Source organism: Mycobacterium sp. (genome assembly GCF_049683355.1).
Classification (GTDB): domain Bacteria; phylum Actinomycetota; class Actinomycetes; order Mycobacteriales; family Mycobacteriaceae; genus Mycobacterium.
Genome location: NZ_JBAUJB010000124.1, coordinates 1 through 17423, shown reverse-complemented (window position 1 = coordinate 17423; position 17423 = coordinate 1). Strand labels below are relative to the sequence as shown.

The window sequence follows — 17423 nt, the reverse complement described above, 5'->3', positions numbered from 1 at the left end:
GGCTTCGGCGAGCCGGCCGGCCACCACGTCGGCCTCGGCGAGCGCGGCCAGCCGGTGGAAGCGCTGCGCCGTCGCCCCCGCTCCCGGCAGCGGAAGATCCAGTGCGCCCGAGGCGAGCCACGTGTTGACCATCGCGTTGGTCATGCCCCGGCACCGGCCTTGGGTTGGGGCCGCGGCCGCGCCAGGCTCTTCAGGTGTTGGGCGAACCCGCCCGGGGCCCGGCCCTCGCGCCGGTCCGACGTCGCCACCGACAACTCCCGGTCGCGGTGCACGGTCAGCCCCGCCTCCTCGAAGCGGTGCACCAGTTCGACGTCCTCGCCGGTGGCCAGCGCACGGAAGCCCCCGACATGCCAGTAGGCGTCGGCCCGGAAACCCATGTTGGCCCCGTGCACGTGGTCATGGCCGGGCCCGGTGGACCGGTACGAACGCAGGTAGCGGCGCACCACCGCGGGCGAGAAGTTCCGCCAGTTCGGCACTCGGACCACACCGAGAACCATGTCCGCGTCGGCGTGCAGGTCGGGGTCGACCATCCGCACCAGCCAGTCGGCGTCGACCACGCTGTCCGCGTCGGTGGTCGCATACCAGGTGTCCGCGGCGTCGACGCCGGCGAACAGCGACCGCGCGTACTCGAACCCGGCGGCTCGGGTGGCGCCGACATTGGCCGCGTCCACCGACACGAAATGCACGTCGGGACCGAACCGGCCGGCCAGTCCTTCGCTGTCGTCGTCACACGAGTCGAGCACCACGACCACCGACACCAGGGTCGGCAGGCACAGCGCGGCGGTGGTCAGCGCCCGCAGGCATTCCGGCAGATGCGCCCGCTCGTTGTGCGCGGGAACCACCACGACAGTCTGCAGCGGGAACGATTCGGACGCGGTCATGCGCCTATTTAGCCGTTTAGCGGGCATTTCACACCTGGCACGATGGTGGCGTGGACGACGTCGCGGCAGTGCTGTTCGATTTCTCCGGCACCCTGTTCCGGCTCGAGGAGGACGACAGCTGGTTCGCCGGCATGGAGATCGACAATGACGACCGCGGCGAGATCGATGGTCACGTGCAGGCCGAGCTGATGCGGCGGCTCACCGCGCCGACCGGTCGGTCGGTGCACATGACGCCCGAGGCGCTGCAGGCGTGGATGAACAGGGACCTGGCGCCACATCTGCATCGTGAGGCCTACCTGCACGTGCTGCGCGAATCCGGTCTCGCCCGCCACCATGCCGAATCGCGGCCAGGCCGGGTGATCGACCCGGCGAGCTGGACAGCGTATCCGGACACCGCTGTGGTGCTCGCCGGACTGCATCGGCGCGGCGTCAGGACCGCAGTGGTGTCCAACATCGCCTTCGACATCCGGCCGGCGTTCGAGGCTGTCGGTGGGGTCGGGGTCGTCGACGAGTTCGTGCTGTCGTTCGAGGTCGGCGCCGTCAAGCCGGACAAGGCGATCTTCCAGACCGCCCTGGGCCGGCTCGGGGTGCCCGCCGAGCGGGCGCTGATGGTCGGCGACAGCGACGAGGCCGACGGCGGAGCCCGCGCGCTGGGCTGCGGATTCGCGCTCGTCGATCCGCTGCCGACCTCGCAGCGCAGCGACGGGCTGATCACCGCTCTGCGGCCCTATGGCCTGTGACGGCACACTGGACGGATGGCCGATCCGAAGCCGCCATGGTGGCTCAAACCGATGAACAAGGTTCTGATGGCCGCCATGAGGACCGGCCTGATGAAGGACGGCCCGCTGGTGCTGACGGTGACCGGCCGCAAGTCCGGCCGGCCACGGTCGACGCCGATCACCCCGTTCGAGGTCGACGGGAAGCGCTACGTCGTCGGCGGGTTCCCCGGCGCGGACTGGGTGCGCAACGCGCAGGCGAATCCCGATGCGGTGCTGGTGCGCGGCAGGGTGCGCGAGCCGGTGCGGATGGTGGAGCTGACGGCCGAGCAATCCCGCCCGCTGCTGCGGCAGTTCCCGACGCTGGTGCCCACCGGCGTCAGCTTCATGAAGAACGCCGGGCTGGTCACCGGACCCAACCCCGACGAGTTCGAGGCGTTGGCCGGCCGCTGCTCGGTGTTCCGCTTCGATAGTGTTCGATGACCTTCGACGTTCGATAGCCTTCGACGCGTGACCAACCCCTTCGACCCCAGCCTCTGGGAGCCGGTGGCCGGCTTCGACGGCCTGACCGACGTCACCTACCACCGCCACGTCGCCGACGGCGCCCGCACACCGACGGTCCGGGTGGCGTTCGACCGGCCCGAGGTCCGCAACGCCTTCCGGCCGCACACCGTCGACGAGCTCTTCCGCGTCCTCGACCACGCCCGGATGTCCTCCGACGTCGGCGTCGTGTTGCTGACGGGCAACGGACCGTCGCCCAAGGACGGCGGGTGGGCCTTCTGCTCCGGCGGTGACCAGCGCATCCGTGGCCGCAGCGGTTACCAGTACGCCTCCGGGGACACCGCCGAGACGGTGGACCCGGCCCGGGCGGGCCGGCTGCACATCCTCGAGGTGCAGCGCCTGATCCGGTTCATGCCCAAACCGGTGATCTGCCTGGTCAACGGGTGGGCCGCCGGTGGCGGGCACTCGCTGCACGTGGTGTGCGACCTGACGCTCGCTTCGCGCGAGCACGCCCGTTTCAAGCAGACCGACGCCGACGTCGGCAGCTTCGACGCCGGCTACGGGTCGGCGTATCTGGCGAGCCAGACCGGGCAGAAGTTCGCCCGCGAGATCTTCTTCCTGGGCCGTCCCTACACCGCCGAGCAGATGCACGCGATGGGCGCGGTCAACGAGGTCGTTGACCACGCCGATCTGGAAACCGTTGCGCTGCAATGGGCATCGGAGATCAATGGGAAGTCACCGCAGGCCATCCGGATGCTGAAGTACGCCTTCAACCTGCCGGAGGACGGCCTGGTGGGCCAGCAGCTGTTCGCCGGTGAGGCGACGCGGCTGGCCTACATGACCGACGAGGCCGTCGAGGGCCGGGACGCGTTCCTGGAGAAGCGTGCCCCGGACTGGACCCCCTTCCCACGGTATTTCTGAGCCCGATTTCGGCGTGGTTTTCGTCGCTGAGCGGCGATAAGCACGCCGAAATCACCCGATCTGGACGCTGGCGCGGTACCGCAGCGGCGACATCCCGACCTCCCGTTTGAAAGCGTTGCTGAAGGCACTTTCCGACGTGTAGCCGAGCCGGAACGCCAGCGGGCCCACGCGGGCGTCGCCGTCGCGCAGCGCGTGCCGCGCCAGCTGCATGCGCCAGTTGTTGAGATACGTCAGCGGAGGTACGCCCGCGACCACCCGGAAGCGTTCCGCGAACGACGTCCGCGACATCGCCGACGTGCGAGCGAGTTGATCGAGACGCCAAGGCTTTCCGGGCTGGTCATGCATCAGCGACACCGCCGGGCGCAGCCTGTCGTCGGTGAGCAGGCGCAGCCACCCGGGTGGAAGTCGGTCGTTTTGGGCGATGTAGGCGCGAAGCACCTCGAGCAGCAGCAGCTGGCCCTGCTGCTTGATTGCGAAGGCCGCACCGACCCGGCCTCCGGTCACTTCGTCGAGCAGGCGGTTGAGGATTGCGTGCAGGTTGGTCGCCTCGGCCGCGGAGGCACGTACATGCCCTACGGGTGGTAGGGCCTGCATCAGCAGCGCCTGCCCGATCGGGTTGACGTCGATGTGACCGCCGATGATCACGTCGGAGTCACTGCAGTTGGCGCCGTCGACCCGTACGAAGGTGTCCGATTCGTCGATCACGAGCTCGGTCCTGGGGCCACCACCTTTCGGACATCCGTTGGGATGACCCACATCTCGACACCGAGTACGACGGCATGGTCGCCTACGGCCAGTCGAAGACCGCCAATGTACTGTTCGCCGTCGAACTCGACCGGCAGTGGTCCGGCGACGGCATCCGCGGCTACTCGCTTCACCCCGGCGGGATCGTCTCGACCAACCTGGGGCCGTCGTTCAGCCTCGAGGACTGGCGCGCGATGGGGCTCGTCGACGAGAACGACCAGCCGATCATCGACCCGGCCAACGACATGAAGACGCCGCAGCAGGGCGCCTCGACGCAGGTTTTCGCCGCGACCAGCCCGAGGCTGGCCGAGATCGGCGGGGTGTACCTCGCCGACAACGACATCTCGCCGCTGGAGGCGGACGCCCGCCCTGTCACGGTCGACCTGGGCAGCGGCCCGCTCCAGACCACGCCGGGGGTCACCGGCTACGCCGTGGATCCGGAGTCGGCCGAGCGGCTGTGGGAGCTGAGCGAGAAGTTGCTCGCCTGAGTTGTCGCCGGAACGGTATTCCAGCAGACAAAACTCGCGTGGGCGCCTGCTGGAATACCGTTCCGGCGGGATACCTAGACTCGCTACGTGACTAGCAGGAACCCGCTGCGTCGGCTGGCCGAACAGGTCGTGCTGACCAGCATGCGGCCCCCGATCCTCCCGACGCTGCTGCAGTACCGACCCAACCGCGAGGTGGTCGACCTGACGGGCAAGCGGGTCCTGCTGACCGGCGCGTCCTCGGGCATCGGTGAAGCCGCCGCCGGGAAGCTGGCACGCCGCGGCGCCACGGTCGTGGTGGTGGCCCGCCGTGCGGAGCTGCTCGACGCAGTCGTCGCACGGATCACCGCCACCGGCGGGGACGCCCGCGCCCACGCCTGCGACCTGTCCGATCTCGACGCGGTCGACGCTCTGGTCGCCACGGTGGAGGCCGACCTCGGCGGGGTCGACATCCTGGTCAACAACGCAGGCCGGTCCATCCGGCGACCGCTGACCGAATCGCTGGAGCGCTGGCACGACGTCGAACGCACGATCGCGCTGAACTACTACGCGCCGCTGCGGCTGATCCGCGGCCTGGCCCCGGGGATGATCGCGCGCGGGGACGGCCATGTGATCAACGTGTCCACCTGGGGGGTCAAGACCGAGTCGCCGCCACTGTTCGGCGTGTACAACGCCTCCAAGGCGGCGCTGTCGTCGGTCAGCCGGATCATCGAAACCGAGTGGAGCAACCGGGGCGTCCACTCCACGACCCTGTACTACCCGCTGGTGAAGACCCCGATGATCGCACCCACCCGCGCCTATGACGGCCTGCCCGGTTTGTCCGCCGACGAGGCCGCCGACTGGATCGTCACCGCCGCGCGCGATCGCCCGGTCAGCATCGCGCCGCGGATCGCGGTCACCGCGGCCGCGATCAACAGCATCGCCCCCGCCGCTGTCGACATGATGATGAAACGCCAACGGATGCAGCCCGAAGACCGATGACGGCACCCGGGATCGCCGGCCTGGCCGATGTCGTCCGGGTGCACGGCCGGGACCGCCCCGATGCGCCCGCGCTGGTGGTCGGTGACCGGACCATCACGTTCGGCGAACTCGACGCGCGGTCCAGCCGTGCGGCCCAGGCGTTCTCGTCGGCGGGCATCGGGTTCGGCGACCGGGTCGCGTTCGTCGAGCGCAACGGTGCGGAGTTCTTCGACGTGGTGTTCGGGCTGGCCAAGTTGGGTGCCGTCGCCGTCCCGGTCAACTGGCGGCTGGCCGCGCCGGAGATCCGGCACATCGTCGCCGATTGCCGGGCCGCGGCGATCGTCGTCGGCGAGGAGTTCTTCGGCCACGTCGAGGCCATCGAGGCCCAGATCAGCGCCGAGGTCGTCGCGATCGGGAGCCACGACCGCTGGCCGGACTTCGCCGACTGGGTGGCCGCCCACCCCGCCGTCGACCCCGGCGTCGCCACCGGGCCCGACGACCTGCTGGCGCTGATGTACACGTCGGGGACCACCGGGCTGCCCAAGGGCGTCATGCTCAGCAACACCAACTACCGCGCCAAGACCGCGGGGGTCGCCGGGCCGTGGCGGTTCAGCGCCGACGCCGTGAGCCTGGCCGTCATGCCGCTGTTCCACATGGCCGGGTCCGGATGGGCGTTCGCCGGGCTGTGGCACGGCGCCCCCACCGTCGTGCTGCGCGACGTCGACCCGGCCGCAATCCTGGAGGCGATCGCCATCCACCGCGTCACGAACCTGCTGCTGGTGCCCGCCGTGATCCAGGTGCTCCTCGACACCCCCGGCGTCACCACCTGCGACTTCTCCCACCTGCGGGTGCTCGTCTACGGCGCCTCCCCCATCAGCGACGACGTGTTGATCCGCGGGATCGAACGCTTCGGCGGGGTGTTCGCACAGGTGTACGGCATGACCGAGACCACCGGATCGATCACCCAGCTCGACGGCGCCGACCACGTGACGGACCGTCTGCGCTCGTGCGGCAAGCCGTATCCATGGGTGGCGGTGCGGGTCGTCGACCGCGACGGCGCCGACGCCCCGCCCGGAACGGTCGGCGAGCTGTGGACCCGTTCCGAGCAGAACATGCTCGGCTACTGGAACAACCCGGAGGCGACCGCGGCCACCCTGACCGGCGACGGGTGGCTCAAGACCGGGGACGCCGGGTACGTCGACGCCGACGGCTACGTGTACCTGCAGGACCGGATCAAGGACATGATCGTCTCCGGCGGCGAGAACGTGTACCCGATCGAGGTGGAGAACGTCCTTTTGACTCATCCCGGGGTGGCCGACGTCGCCGTCATCGGCGTGCCCGACGACAGATGGGGCGAAGCGGTCAAGGCCGTGGTGGTGCCCGCGCCTGGCGCCTCGCTGGACGACGCCGAGCTGATCGGATACGCCAGGGCGCGCCTCGGCGGCTTCAAGCTGCCCAAGACCGTCGACTTCGTCGCGGCGCTGCCGCGCACCCCGAGCGGCAAGGTGCTCAAACGCGACCTGCGCGACCCGTACTGGGCGCACACCGGCAGGCACATCGGCTGAGCCCGTCGTCCGCGTGATAAACACGGTGGCATGGAGATCCTGGCCAGTCGGATGCTGTTTCGGCCGGCCGACTATCAGCGGTCAGTGGCGTTCTACCGCGATGGCATCGGCCTGGCAGTCGCCCGGGAGTACGGCGCGGGCACCGTGTTCTACGCCGGCCAGTCGTTGATCGAACTCGCCGGCCACGGCGCCCCCGACCGCGATGCGCCACCGTTCCCCGGAGCGCTGTGGCTGCAGGTCCGAGACGTGCAGGCGGCGCAGACCGAGCTGCGGGAACGAGGCATCGAGATCGCCCGCGAGGCCCGCCGCGAACCGTGGGGCCTGCACGAGATGCACGTCGTCGACCCCGACGGGGTGACGTTGATCTTCGTGCAGGTGCCCGACGACCACCCGCTGCGCCGTGACACCCGCGACTGAGTCAGACACCCGCGACTGAGCTCAGCGCGCGGATGCCACAACCGACCAGCCGACGGACGCCAGCCGCGCGGCCACCTGCTCGATCTCCTCGGCGTCGGGCTCGGCGGCGGTGACGACGTGCAGCGCCGCCCGCACCTCGCGCGACGTCACGGAGCCCGAATCGTCGCCGCGCAGCACTGCCCGCGCGACGGCCACGACGTCGTCGTCGGACAGCGACCGGGCCAGCAGCGCGAGCAGCGGAAAGTAGTCCTGACGGGGAATCCCGTGCGGATAGCCCTGCTGCAACCAGGAGACGACGTTGTCGACGCGACGCGCGGTCATGCGTCAATTCTGCGGGCGCCGAGGCGGATCCGGCCAGCCGGCGGACCGGTATTTCACCCTGCACGGCGAGGTCTTCATCTGCTGTTCAACCGCGGCCGGGAGCTACTATCGGGTCGCCGAGTCCCGTCCTGATGTGGAGGTCAGCCCATAGCCATCCTTCGTCCGGTCGCCATCGGGTCCGGCGCCGCGGCATCAACTGCGTTGACCGTGATCGGCGACATGCTCCGCGGCGGGGTCAGCGTGCTGCCGGTGCCTGCCGACAGCGCCGAGGAGACATCGCAGCTGACGACGGCATTGCGCGCCGGGCAGAGCATCGACGACGACGTGGCCGTCGTGCTGTCCACCTCGGGCACCACCGGCACCCCGAAGGGCGCCCTGCTCTCCGCCGCCGCTCTGGTGGCCAGCGCCGAAGCGACCCACAATCGGCTCGGTGGCACCGGCCGCTGGCTGCTGGCCTTACCCGGGTACCACGTGGCCGGATTCCAGGTGCTGGTCCGTAGCGTGGTGGCGGGCACCGATCCGGTCGCCATCGCAGCCGCCTTCGAGCCCGACGAGCTGTCCGCTGCAGTCGCTGCGCTGGGCTCGGGCCGGCGCTATGCATCTCTGGTGGCGGCACAGCTGGACAAGGCGCTGCGGGACCCGCAGGCCACCCGGGCGCTGGCCGAGCTGGACGCGGTGCTCGTCGGCGGCGGTCCGATGCCGACCGCGATAGCCGAAAGGGCCTCGGCTGCAGGTGTTTCCGTGGTCAGAACCTACGGGATGAGCGAGACCGCCGGCGGTTGCGTGTACGACGGGGTGCCGCTGGACGGGGTGGAGGTGAAGGTGGCCGACCACGGCAGGATCTCTCTCGGCGGCCCGACCGTCGCCTCCGGGTACCGCAACCCCGTGGAACCGGACCCGTTCGCCGAACAAGGCTGGTTCCGCACCGACGACCTCGGCACCCTCGACGGTGCAGGCGTGCTCACCGTGCTGGGCCGGGTCGACGACGCGATCAGCACCGGCGGGCTGACGGTGCTGCCCGGGCTGGTCGAGGCCGCGCTGGCCACGCATCCCGCGGTGGCCGAGTGCGCGGTGTTCGGAGTGCCAGACGAACGGCTGGGGCAGCGGGTGGCGGCTGCGGTGGTGCTCGAACCCGGCACCACGATCACGTTGTCGCAGCTACGGTCTCACATCATCGGGTCGCTGCCCCCGACCGCGGCGCCGCGTCAGGTGCACGTCGTCGACGCGCTGCCGCGCCGGGGAATCGGCAAGGTCGACCGCCGCGAGCTCGCCCGGCTGTTCGGCGCGCACGAACCGTAGCCCACCGGTCGCCGGTGGGCACGCGCATGATGGGCGGATGAGCACCGAAGTGACCTCTGTCGACGAACTCCGCGCGATCGTCGGGTATCCGAACGAGGCCGTGGCCAACAAGGTCGGTGACCGGCTGTCCGCGGTGCACCAGCACTGGCTGGCCCACTCGCCGCTGGGCTTCGTGGCGACGACGGACGCCCGCGGCCGTGTCGACGTCTCCCCGAAAGGTGATCCTGCCGGGTTCGTGCACGTCATCGGCCCGACGACGATCGCGATCCCGGAGCGCCCCGGCAACAAGCGCGTGGACGGCTACCTCAACGTGCTGGAACGCCCGCACGTCGGCACGCTGTTCGTGATCCCCGGACGCGGCGACACGCTGAGGATCAACGGGACCGCCCGGATCTTCGCCGACGCCGACTACTTCGACGCGATGGCGGTACGGGGCCAGCGGCCCATCCTGGCGTTGCAGATCGACATCGAAGAGGTGTTCTTCCACTGCGCCAAGGCATTCCTGCGATCCGACGCGTGGAAGCCGGAGAACTGGAAGCCGGACGCGGTGCCCAGCGTCGCGCAGCTGGCCAAGTCGATCTATGCGGACATGAGCCTCGAGGAGCTGGAGAGGTACTTCGGCGAGGAGAACATGCGCTCGATGCTCTACTGAGCGGGGCTGTCACCGAATCGTTCGGGCCGCACGCGGCCGGGGAGAGCGAACCGCAATAGGCTGGCGGTCGTGCCCATCGGTCGCAAAGAGGTGATCGCGGTCAGCGCCGCCGTGGCGCTTGTCGTCGCGGCGTTCGTGATCCCGCACCTCGACCTCGGCATCGTCACCCCGCTGATCAACGCGTCCGAGCAACGATTCCGGACCTTCGCCGGTACCGCACCGATCTTCGGCTGGTACAACGCCCACGTCGGCCCCGGCACCATCCCTGCGTTTGCGGTCGCCGCCGCGGCGGTGTTGTGGGGGCCGTCGCTGGCGCAGCGGCTGCCCTGGCGCCGGCTGCCCTGGACGGTGTGGGCGGTCTCCTGCGCGTGGGCGTTCAGCCTGGCCATGATCGACGGCTGGCAGCGCGGCTTCGCCGGCCGGCTCACTGCCCGCCACGAGTACCTGCGCCAGGTGCCGAGCGTCACCGACCTACCCGAAGCGGTGCGCGCGTTCGCCGACAGAATCCTTGACTACCAGCCGGATTCGTGGATCACCCATGTGTCCGGGCACCCGCCCGGGGCCCTGCTGACGTTCGTGTGGCTCGACCGGATCGGGTTGAGCGGCGGTGCATGGGCGGGTCTGCTGTGCCTGTTCGCCGGCTCGAGTGTGGCGGCTGCGATCGTCGTGACGGTGCGCGCGCTGGCCGACGAGGACACCGCCCGGATGGCGGCGCCGTTCGTGGCGGTGGCGCCCACCGCCATCTGGGTCGCGGTCTCCGCCGACGGCTACTTCGCGGGCGTCGCCGCGTGGGGCATCACCCTGCTGGCGCTGGCGGTCAGCAGGACGGTGCGCCTGCCGGTGCCGGCTGCCGCCGGCGCCGGGCTGCTGCTGGGCTGGGGCATCTTCCTCAACTACGGGCTGGTGCTGATGGCGCTGCCGGCGGTCGCCGTGCTGCTCACCGCGACCACTTGGCGCGCCGCCCTCGGCACGCTCGTGCCCGCGCTGATCGCTGCGCTGGCCGTGGTGGTGGTGTTCGTCGCCGCCGGATTCTGGTGGTTCGACGGATATCTGCTGGTGCAGGAACGCTATTGGCAGGGCATCGCCGCCGACCGGCCGTTCCAGTACTGGGGCTGGGCCAATTTCGCGTCGGTGGTGTGCGCCATCGGGCTGGGCAGCGTCGCGGGCATCGGCCGGGTGTTCGACATCGCCGCGATCAAGCGGCGGTCCGGGCTGTACCTGCTGGTGCTGGGCGCGCTGCTGGCCATCGTGTTCGCCGATCTGTCCCGGCTGAGCAAGGCCGAGACGGAGCGCATCTGGTTGCCGTTCACGATGTGGCTGGTCGCCGCCGCCGCGCTGCTCCCCCGGCCGTCACACCGATGGTGGCTGGCGCTCAACGTCATCGGTGCGCTGGCGATCAACCACCTGGTCCTGACGAACTGGTAGCCGCCGGGCGACAGCGTAGTACAGCGGGACGCAGACCCACACCGCCGCGATCATGATCCACAGCCCCAGCGCGTAGTCGCGGTCGAGCACCGTCGGATTATCGGGGCGTGCGCCCGGCTTGCTGTACACCGGGATCGCCAGCACCACCAGAACCACACTGCACAGCGCGGCCACCGCGGCGGGCGCCTGCCAGCGCACCGGGATCAGGGATCGACCCGTAAGCCCGACCGCGGCGCACAGTGGTGCGAACACGAAGTCGTGGACGACGACGGCGACCGCCACCCACACCGCGATCCGCACCAGCACGGTGGGCGAGAAGTCCCACACCAGCACCGCGCCGTAGGCACCGACCGCGATGCCCGCAACGACCAGGAGTACCCGCAGCGCCGACATCAGACGACCTCGATCCGGGTCAGCCACTTCGTCTGCAAGACACCGGGTCTCGTCGGCGCGATCAATCGGCACGGGTACCCGTGATCGAGGTTGAGGGTCTCGCCGTTGATCTTCAACGCGATCAGCGTCATGTCGTCACGGGCATGGCGGGCCGGTAGCACCGTGCGGGAGTACGGACCCGGTGGTTCCAGCGAGATCATCCGCACGTCCGAGTCGGCCGATGCCCCCACTGTGGCGACCAGGTCCGCCAACACCACACCGGTCCACTCCGCGGAGGCGCTCCACCCCTCCACGCAGGCGATCGGCAGCCGATGTGTGGTCTGCGGCATCGCCTGCAGGTCGGCGACGGTGAAGCTCTGGCTGCGGTCGCCGTGGGTGACCGTCAACCGGTAGTCCGGCGAGCTCGCCGCGCGCGTCACCCCGGCGGCGATCGCCGACCGGTTGATCGGAACGCCCTGGGGTCCTTCGCCGGTTCGCGGCGCGAGCACCGACACCCGGCGCAGCAGCGGCACCGTCTGGCCGACAGTGACCAACGTCGCCAACCCCACGGCCACCCAGGTGCCGCGCAGCACGGTACGCCGTGACGGACCCACCGCACCACCCTGTGCGACATCGGATATCGGCTCGCTGAGCGCCTGTCGGATCACCGGTAGCTTGATGCCGATGTGCACGATGATCGCACCCACCGCCACATAGGACATCGCGTAATGGGCTGTGGTGAAGAAGAACTCGAAGGCGTACCAATGTGCGATGTTGAGCAGGCCGGTGCTGAGCTGGAAAAGCGTCGACCCGACCAGCACCAGGATCGACAGCCGCTCGATCTGGCGTACGACACCACCCACGAGCGGACGCTCGAACAGCTTCGGCCACACCGACCACAGCTTGACGATGAGCAGTGGGATCGCGGCGATGCCCGTGGCGACGTGCAGCCCCTGGGTGAACCGGTAAAGCCCGACCGGCCGGGTAGGCCACCAGAACCAGGGCTGCGGGTGCTGGATGAAGTGGCTCATCAGGCCCGTGAGGAAGCACACCGCAACCGTGATGCCCAGCGCCATCCCGACGCGTGCGGTGATCGCCGTCCCACGTAGTGACGTGGTCACGTCGCGGCCAGGGTGGCGACGACCCTGCTGCCGATGCGGTGGATTTCGGCCACCGCCAACCCGACCTCCACGGCCAACGACGGGACGCAGTCGATGCCCACCGAGGCCCAGCGGAACCACGGGCCGATCGTGCGCGACGATTCCAATCGCACCCACCCGACGTCGATCCCCGTTGTCGTCGAGTCGAATTCGGCGACGCAGTGGCCCCCGGAGCGCAACAGTTCGGCGGCCCGGCGCAACACCCGGCGTGGGTCACCGCCGACCCCCACATTGCCATCGGCCAGCAGCACCGTCTGCCAGCGACCCGTGGCAGGAAGCGGTTCGAACATGTCCCGACGCAACGCCGGAGCGCCACTGCTACGGGCCAGCATCACAGCGGTCGCCGACAGATCCACCCCCAATGCCGGGACACCGCGCTGCACCAGGTGCGCGACCAGTCGTCCAGGGCCGCAACCCAAATCGATCGTCGGCCCCTCACACATGCCGACCACCGCATGGTCGAACCGGGCGTCGGCGTGGCGCCCACCCAGCCAACTGCGCACCGGGAGCTTCTTGACCCGGCCGTCGTCGTGTCGGATCCAACATCGCTCGCCGTCGAGCGCCCGGTCGTAGAGCTGTCCGAACATCAGACCCCCTGGGTGGCGGTGACCCGGCTGAACCGGGATCCGGGCGAACAGGCGCGGCGTACCTCGACGACATCGTCGAGGGTGTCGACGTCGGCGAGCTCACAGAGAAGTTCCACATGCCCGACCGTGTGCTGCAGGGCCGCCAGCGTTACAGCCCCCGTGTCTGGCGCCGACATCGGCACATCGCGCAGGCAGTCGGCGGTCGCGGCGTCGGTGACGCCCAGCACCCACCAGCCGCCGTCGCTGGCCATGCCGAGAACGGTGTGGTGGTCGGCGAGTGACTGCGCGCACCGACCCATCAGCTCCGGGCTCACCTGGGGGGTGTCCATGCCGATCTGCAGCACGGGCAGCCCGCCGGTTGCCGCGGCCGCGTCCAGATGCGCGTTGGCGAGCCGGTCGGCGAAGCCCTCACCGCGTTGGGTGACGACGATGAAATCAGCGAGTCGTGACCGGATCTCGCCCGACCGCTTGGCGTCGTCGAGGTTCCCGGTCAGGGCGACCACCCTGGCGGCCACGGGGGCGTCGGCGACCGCGTCCAGGGTGTCCAGCAGCGCCGCAGCGGCGATGTCGGCGGCCGCGTCGTCACCGAGGTCGGCGGCCAGGCGGGTCTTGGCCAGCCCGGGCACCGGCGCCTTGGCGACCACCAACACGCTCACCGGTATCACGAGATCACGCGCCAGAAGTCCAACGCCGCAATGGCACTGCCCTTGACCGAGCCACTGACCTTGGAGATGCCCCCGGTGCGCGGCCCGTACGCAATGTCGCGTTCGGTGACCGTCCAGCCCGCCTGCGCGGCGCGCACCAGCAGCTCGAGCGGGTAGCCGGAGCGCCGGTCGGCCACCCCGAGGGACAGCAGCGCCTCCCGCCGCGCCACCCTCATCGGCGCGATGTCGTGCACCTGCAGGCCGTGTCGCGTCCGCAGCCGCCAGCACACCGCCGCGGTGCCCAGGCGGGCGTGCCACGGCCACTTCAGGCCCGGCACCGGGCGGCGACGCCCGATCGCCATGTCGGCGCCGCGTTCGACGTCGTCGACCAACGCGGGAAGCTCTCGCGGATCCAGCGAACCGTCGGCGTCGAGAACCGCCACGATCGGCGTCGTCGCCGCGGCCACACCGGCGTGCACCGCGGACCCGTATCCCGGCCTGCGTTCGGCAACGACGTCGGCCCCGTGCCGGCGTGCCACCTCCGCGGTGCCGTCTGTGCTGTTGTTGTCCACCACCAGAGCCTTATACCCAGTCGGCAGCGCCGACAGCACCCCCGGAAGTGACACCGCCTCATCGAGACACGGGAGCACCACCGTGACGGGACTGTCGGGCATATCCGCCTACGCTATGTGATCTCCCCTGGTGACGCGAGGTGCAAGGCTGACAAATCAGTGACGTAGGCGCTGGTAGTGAAGGTGTGGGGCTAACCTCGGTGTGATGACCCGGGTTCTGATTGCCGACGACGACGACGTCGTCCGCGATGTGGTGCGCCGTTACCTGGAGCGCGACGGACTCGACGTGTCGATCGCCAACGACGGCACCGAGGCCCTGCGACTGCTCGGTTCTCAGCGCATCGACGTGGCCGTCCTCGACGTGATGATGCCCGGTCCGGACGGACTGTCGCTGTGCCGCAGCCTGCGCCGCGGCGGCGACTACACGGTGCCGGTGATCCTCCTGACCGCCCTGGGCGAGGAAGAGGACCGCATCGCGGGTCTGGAAGCGGGCGCCGACGACTACCTGACCAAGCCGTTCAGTCCGCGTGAGCTGGCACTGCGGGTCCGCTCGGTGTTGCGCCGCGCGCCCTCACCCGGCGGCGTGGTGCCGCTCGACATCACCGCAGGCGACCTGACGGTGTCGACCGCGTCCCGCAGCGTCACGATCAACGACAAGCCGGTCAACCTCACCAACCGGGAATTCGACCTGCTGCTGTTCTTCCTCACCCATTCCGACACCGTGTTCACCAGGGAGGATCTGCTCCGACAGGTGTGGCACTGGGACTTCGGAGACCTGTCGACGGTGACCGTGCACGTCAAGCGACTGCGTTCCAAGCTCGGCGACATGCATCGAGTACAGACCGTGTGGGGTCGCGGCTACATGTGGACCTCCGACCGCGTGACCTCGGGGCGGTCGGATGCCGACGACTGATTTCCTGGAGATCATCGGATGGGCGCTTGCCTGCTCGGTGCCCGTCGTGCTGCTGGGCGCGGTGATCATCCGCTTGGCGCGCACCTGGTCGTTGGCGGTCAGCATGGTGGCCCTGGTGCTGATCCCGTTGCTGGCGACGTTCACCGGCGTGCTGGGTGCCAGCGGGTTCATGGTCACGGCGACGTTCGAGCAGACCGCCGTGGTGCTGGTCATCGTCTCGATCGTGACGATCCCGGCGGCGGTGATGCTGGGCCGCTACCAAGCCCGGCGCACCGTCTGGGAAGCCGAGATCCGGGACTCCGAGCGGGCCGCCGAGCAGTCGCGGCGGCGGCTGGTGGCGTTCGTCAGCCACGACCTGCGCACCCCGCTGGCGGGCATCCGTGCGGTCTCGGAGGCGATCGCCGACGGTGTGGTTCCCGATGACGAGGTCAAGGTGCACGCCAAGCACATCGAACACGAGTCGGTGCGGCTGTCGGAGATGGTCGACGACCTGTTCGAGATGTCGAAGATCAACGCCGGCGCCCTGACCCCGTCGTTCGAGAAAGTCGCGCTCGACGAGGTGGTCGACGACGTGCTCGCCGCGCACCGGATCGCCGCCGAACGCGCGGGGGTGCAGCTCAAGGCCGACCTGCCCGCTCAGCCGGTGCGCGTGGTGGGCAGTGACCGCGCACTGGTGCGGGTGCTGTCGAACCTGGTGGCCAACGCCATCGCGCACACCCCCGAAGGGGGCAGCGTCGAGTTGGCGCTGGGCTCAGACGAGAACAGCGCGTGGGCCCGCGTCGACGACACCGGCGTCGGCATCGACGAGGCGGACCTGCCGAGGGTGTTCGACGTCGCGTATCGCGGATCCAACAGCCGGGTGCCGCGCACCGATTCGTCGCTGCCGAGCGGGTCGGGTCTCGGGTTGGCGATCGCCGCGGGGCTGGTGCAGGCGCACCGGGGCACGCTGTCGGCGCACAATCTGCCGACCGGCGCCCGCTTCGAGGTCCGCCTGCCGCTGGCCAGCGACTAACCTTGCTCATTGCCGCGGAATAGCATTCCTGGTCGTGATTGCCCTGGTCATCGCAGCCAGGAATGCTATTCCGCGGTCGAGCGGCCTCAGCCGGACAGTGAGTTGTTCAGTCGCTCGGCGGCGGCCAGGTAGTCCTCGATGAACTCCCGCACCACCTCGCGCGCCGGCTTCACCTTGTTCATCAGACCGACGCCCTGTCCGACGAAGTAGGTCGCCAGGGCCTGGGCACCTTCGTGGCCCTGAGAGGCCAGCACGTCGATGCGGCGGATCACCGGCTCGCACAGCATCGACTGCAGCGGCAACGGCAACGGCTGATGTCCGCCGGCGTGCGGCGTCCACGCATCCGTCCACTCCGACACCAGCTGACGCGACGGCTTGCCGGTGCGGCCCGCCGAGCGCACGGTGTCGCGGGATGTGGCGGCCAGCATCTTGGCCACCGTGTGCGGCGCCGTCTCGGCCTCCTCGGTGGTCAGCCACACCGAGCCGGTCCACGCGCCGGCCGCGCCCATGGCGACCATGCCCGCCATCTGGCGTCCGGTGACGATCCCGCCCGCGGCCAGCACCGGGGCGGCACTACCGACGGCCGCCACAGCTTCGATCACCTCGGGGACCACCACCAGCGTGCTGACCTCGCCGCAGTGCCCACCGGCCTCGGTGCCCTGCGCGACGATCAGGTCAACACCCGCGGCGACCTGCTTGACGGCGTGCTCCTTGGCGCCGACCAGCGCAGCGACGCGCACCCCGTGTTCACGCCCGGCCTCCATCATGTAGTCCGGCGGCACCCCCAGCGCGTTGGCGATCAACTTGACCGGGTGCGTCAGCGCGACATCGAGCAGCTCGCGGCCGGTGTTGCCGGACAGGATCGCACCACCGAGCCGCCGGTCGGGTTCCGGTTCGATGTCGTGGGCGACCAGCAGCTCGTCGACGAGGTCGCGGTAGCTCTGCGGGATGCGCTCGCCCAGCTCGGCACCGGAGAGCTTCTCGCCCTTGCCCTCGAACTTCGCCGGCACGATCAGGTCCACGCCGTACGGTTTGCCGCCGACGGCGTCGTCGATCCAGGCCAACTCCTGGTCCAGCTGCTCCGGGCTGTAGGCGGTGGCCCCGAGCACGCCGAAGCCGCCGGCGTTCGTCACGGCGGCGACCACGTCGCGGCAGTGGCTGAACGCGAAGAGCGGGAAGTCGATGCCGAACTGTTCGCAGATCTCCGAAGTCACGTCAGCCAGTATGTTCAGCTCTGCGGCACCCCCAGCACCGGGGTGCGCTGCAGGAACTGCTC

Annotated in this window: 21 protein-coding genes; 12 read left to right on the top strand and 9 right to left on the bottom strand. The window is 69.9% G+C overall.

Features of this window, described 5'->3' with window-relative positions; all coding sequences use genetic code 11:
• Positions 1 to 140: 140 nt before the first annotated feature.
• Positions 141 to 881 carry a glycosyltransferase family 2 protein gene (locus tag WA944_RS08030; RefSeq protein WP_526372592.1) on the bottom strand — a complete coding sequence of 247 codons (741 nt, stop codon included), beginning with the start codon at positions 879 to 881 and terminating at the stop codon, positions 141 to 143.
• 50 nt (positions 882 to 931) lie between these two features.
• Here WA944_RS08030 and WA944_RS08025 point away from each other — a divergent pair, with 50 nt between their 5' ends.
• From WA944_RS08025 to WA944_RS08015, 3 genes are read left to right on the top strand one after another with little or no spacing between them, the layout of a single operon-like run.
• A complete protein-coding gene (locus WA944_RS08025; RefSeq protein WP_526609062.1) occupies positions 932 to 1621 on the top strand; it encodes an HAD family hydrolase in 690 nt (229 codons plus the stop codon).
• A gap of 15 nt (positions 1622 to 1636) precedes the next feature.
• The gene (locus tag WA944_RS08020; RefSeq protein ID WP_526372590.1) at positions 1637 to 2080 is read left to right on the top strand and encodes a nitroreductase family deazaflavin-dependent oxidoreductase; all 444 of its coding nucleotides are present in this window, start codon (positions 1637 to 1639) and stop codon (positions 2078 to 2080) included.
• A 27-nt stretch (positions 2081 to 2107) separates the two neighbouring features.
• Positions 2108 to 3019: a 1,4-dihydroxy-2-naphthoyl-CoA synthase gene (locus tag WA944_RS08015; protein ID WP_526372589.1), complete on the top strand. Its 912-nt coding sequence runs from the start codon at positions 2108 to 2110 to the stop codon at positions 3017 to 3019.
• 51 nt (positions 3020 to 3070) lie between these two features.
• Here WA944_RS08015 and WA944_RS08010 read toward each other — a convergent pair whose 3' ends face one another.
• A complete protein-coding gene (locus tag WA944_RS08010) occupies positions 3071 to 3724 on the bottom strand; it encodes a helix-turn-helix transcriptional regulator (RefSeq protein WP_526609067.1) in 654 nt (217 codons plus the stop codon).
• Between the two features lie 74 nt (positions 3725 to 3798).
• Here WA944_RS08010 and WA944_RS08005 point away from each other — a divergent pair, with 74 nt between their 5' ends.
• The 4 genes from WA944_RS08005 (at position 3799) to WA944_RS07990 (ending at position 7190) form a co-directional block, all read left to right on the top strand.
• On the top strand, positions 3799 to 4251 hold the full coding sequence (locus WA944_RS08005) for a Rossmann-fold NAD(P)-binding domain-containing protein (RefSeq protein WP_526372587.1): 453 nt from the start codon (positions 3799 to 3801) through the stop codon (positions 4249 to 4251).
• A gap of 87 nt (positions 4252 to 4338) precedes the next feature.
• Positions 4339 to 5229, top strand: coding sequence for an SDR family oxidoreductase (locus WA944_RS08000; RefSeq protein WP_526372586.1), 891 nt, complete (start codon positions 4339 to 4341; stop codon positions 5227 to 5229).
• Positions 5226 to 6773, top strand: coding sequence for an acyl-CoA synthetase (locus tag WA944_RS07995; protein ID WP_526372585.1), 1548 nt, complete (start codon positions 5226 to 5228; stop codon positions 6771 to 6773). Before WA944_RS08000 ends, WA944_RS07995 begins: the two co-directional genes overlap by 4 nt.
• 30 nt (positions 6774 to 6803) lie before the next feature.
• A complete protein-coding gene (locus tag WA944_RS07990) occupies positions 6804 to 7190 on the top strand; it encodes a VOC family protein (RefSeq protein WP_526372584.1) in 387 nt (128 codons plus the stop codon).
• Between the two features lie 21 nt (positions 7191 to 7211).
• On the opposite strand, the gene WA944_RS07985 is transcribed toward WA944_RS07990, so the two are convergent.
• Positions 7212 to 7511: a DUF3349 domain-containing protein gene (locus WA944_RS07985; protein ID WP_526372583.1), complete on the bottom strand. Its 300-nt coding sequence runs from the start codon at positions 7509 to 7511 to the stop codon at positions 7212 to 7214.
• 219 nt (positions 7512 to 7730) lie between these two features.
• On the opposite strand from WA944_RS07985, the gene menE reads away from it, so the two are divergent.
• The 3 genes from menE (at position 7731) to WA944_RS07970 (ending at position 10887) form a co-directional block, all read left to right on the top strand.
• Positions 7731 to 8810 (top strand): o-succinylbenzoate--CoA ligase, encoded by a 1080-nt coding sequence (gene menE, locus WA944_RS07980; RefSeq protein ID WP_526609085.1) that lies wholly within the window; start codon positions 7731 to 7733, stop codon positions 8808 to 8810.
• Between the two features lie 37 nt (positions 8811 to 8847).
• A complete protein-coding gene (locus WA944_RS07975; RefSeq protein ID WP_526372582.1) occupies positions 8848 to 9462 on the top strand; it encodes an MSMEG_1061 family FMN-dependent PPOX-type flavoprotein in 615 nt (204 codons plus the stop codon).
• A gap of 69 nt (positions 9463 to 9531) precedes the next feature.
• Positions 9532 to 10887, top strand: coding sequence for a hypothetical protein (locus tag WA944_RS07970; protein WP_526609074.1), 1356 nt, complete (start codon positions 9532 to 9534; stop codon positions 10885 to 10887).
• On the opposite strand, the gene WA944_RS07965 is transcribed toward WA944_RS07970, so the two are convergent.
• The 5 genes from WA944_RS07965 to WA944_RS07945 are packed head-to-tail and all read right to left on the bottom strand — an operon-like array spanning position 10813 to position 14324.
• Positions 10813 to 11280 (bottom strand): hypothetical protein, encoded by a 468-nt coding sequence (locus WA944_RS07965; protein WP_526370500.1) that lies wholly within the window; start codon positions 11278 to 11280, stop codon positions 10813 to 10815. The two genes, WA944_RS07970 and WA944_RS07965, sit on opposite strands and share 75 nt — an antisense overlap.
• Positions 11280 to 12335, bottom strand: a complete 1056-nt coding sequence (locus WA944_RS07960; RefSeq protein WP_526370508.1) for a molybdopterin-dependent oxidoreductase — start codon at positions 12333 to 12335, stop codon at positions 11280 to 11282. The genes WA944_RS07965 and WA944_RS07960 overlap by 1 nt, the downstream gene beginning before the upstream one ends.
• Positions 12336 to 12376: 41 nt before the next feature.
• Complete coding sequence (locus WA944_RS07955) at positions 12377 to 13006, bottom strand: methyltransferase domain-containing protein (RefSeq protein WP_526370502.1); 630 nt, start codon at positions 13004 to 13006, stop codon at positions 12377 to 12379.
• Positions 13006 to 13671 carry a TIGR04282 family arsenosugar biosynthesis glycosyltransferase gene (locus WA944_RS07950; RefSeq protein ID WP_526370504.1) on the bottom strand — a complete coding sequence of 222 codons (666 nt, stop codon included), beginning with the start codon at positions 13669 to 13671 and terminating at the stop codon, positions 13006 to 13008. The genes WA944_RS07955 and WA944_RS07950 overlap by 1 nt, the downstream gene beginning before the upstream one ends.
• On the bottom strand, positions 13668 to 14324 hold the full coding sequence (locus WA944_RS07945; RefSeq protein ID WP_526609076.1) for a glycosyltransferase family 2 protein: 657 nt from the start codon (positions 14322 to 14324) through the stop codon (positions 13668 to 13670). Before WA944_RS07945 ends, WA944_RS07950 begins: the two co-directional genes overlap by 4 nt.
• Before the next feature lie 103 nt (positions 14325 to 14427).
• On the opposite strand from WA944_RS07945, the gene WA944_RS07940 reads away from it, so the two are divergent.
• The gene (locus tag WA944_RS07940; RefSeq protein ID WP_163888115.1) at positions 14428 to 15135 is read left to right on the top strand and encodes a response regulator transcription factor; all 708 of its coding nucleotides are present in this window, start codon (positions 14428 to 14430) and stop codon (positions 15133 to 15135) included.
• Complete coding sequence (locus WA944_RS07935) at positions 15122 to 16147, top strand: sensor histidine kinase (protein ID WP_526372963.1); 1026 nt, start codon at positions 15122 to 15124, stop codon at positions 16145 to 16147. Before WA944_RS07940 ends, WA944_RS07935 begins: the two co-directional genes overlap by 14 nt.
• Positions 16148 to 16233: 86 nt before the next feature.
• Here the strand turns inward: WA944_RS07935 and WA944_RS07930 are convergent, their stop codons facing one another.
• The gene (locus WA944_RS07930; RefSeq protein WP_526372964.1) at positions 16234 to 17361 is read right to left on the bottom strand and encodes an NAD(P)H-dependent flavin oxidoreductase; all 1128 of its coding nucleotides are present in this window, start codon (positions 17359 to 17361) and stop codon (positions 16234 to 16236) included.
• Between the last annotated feature and the right edge of the window lie 62 nt (positions 17362 to 17423).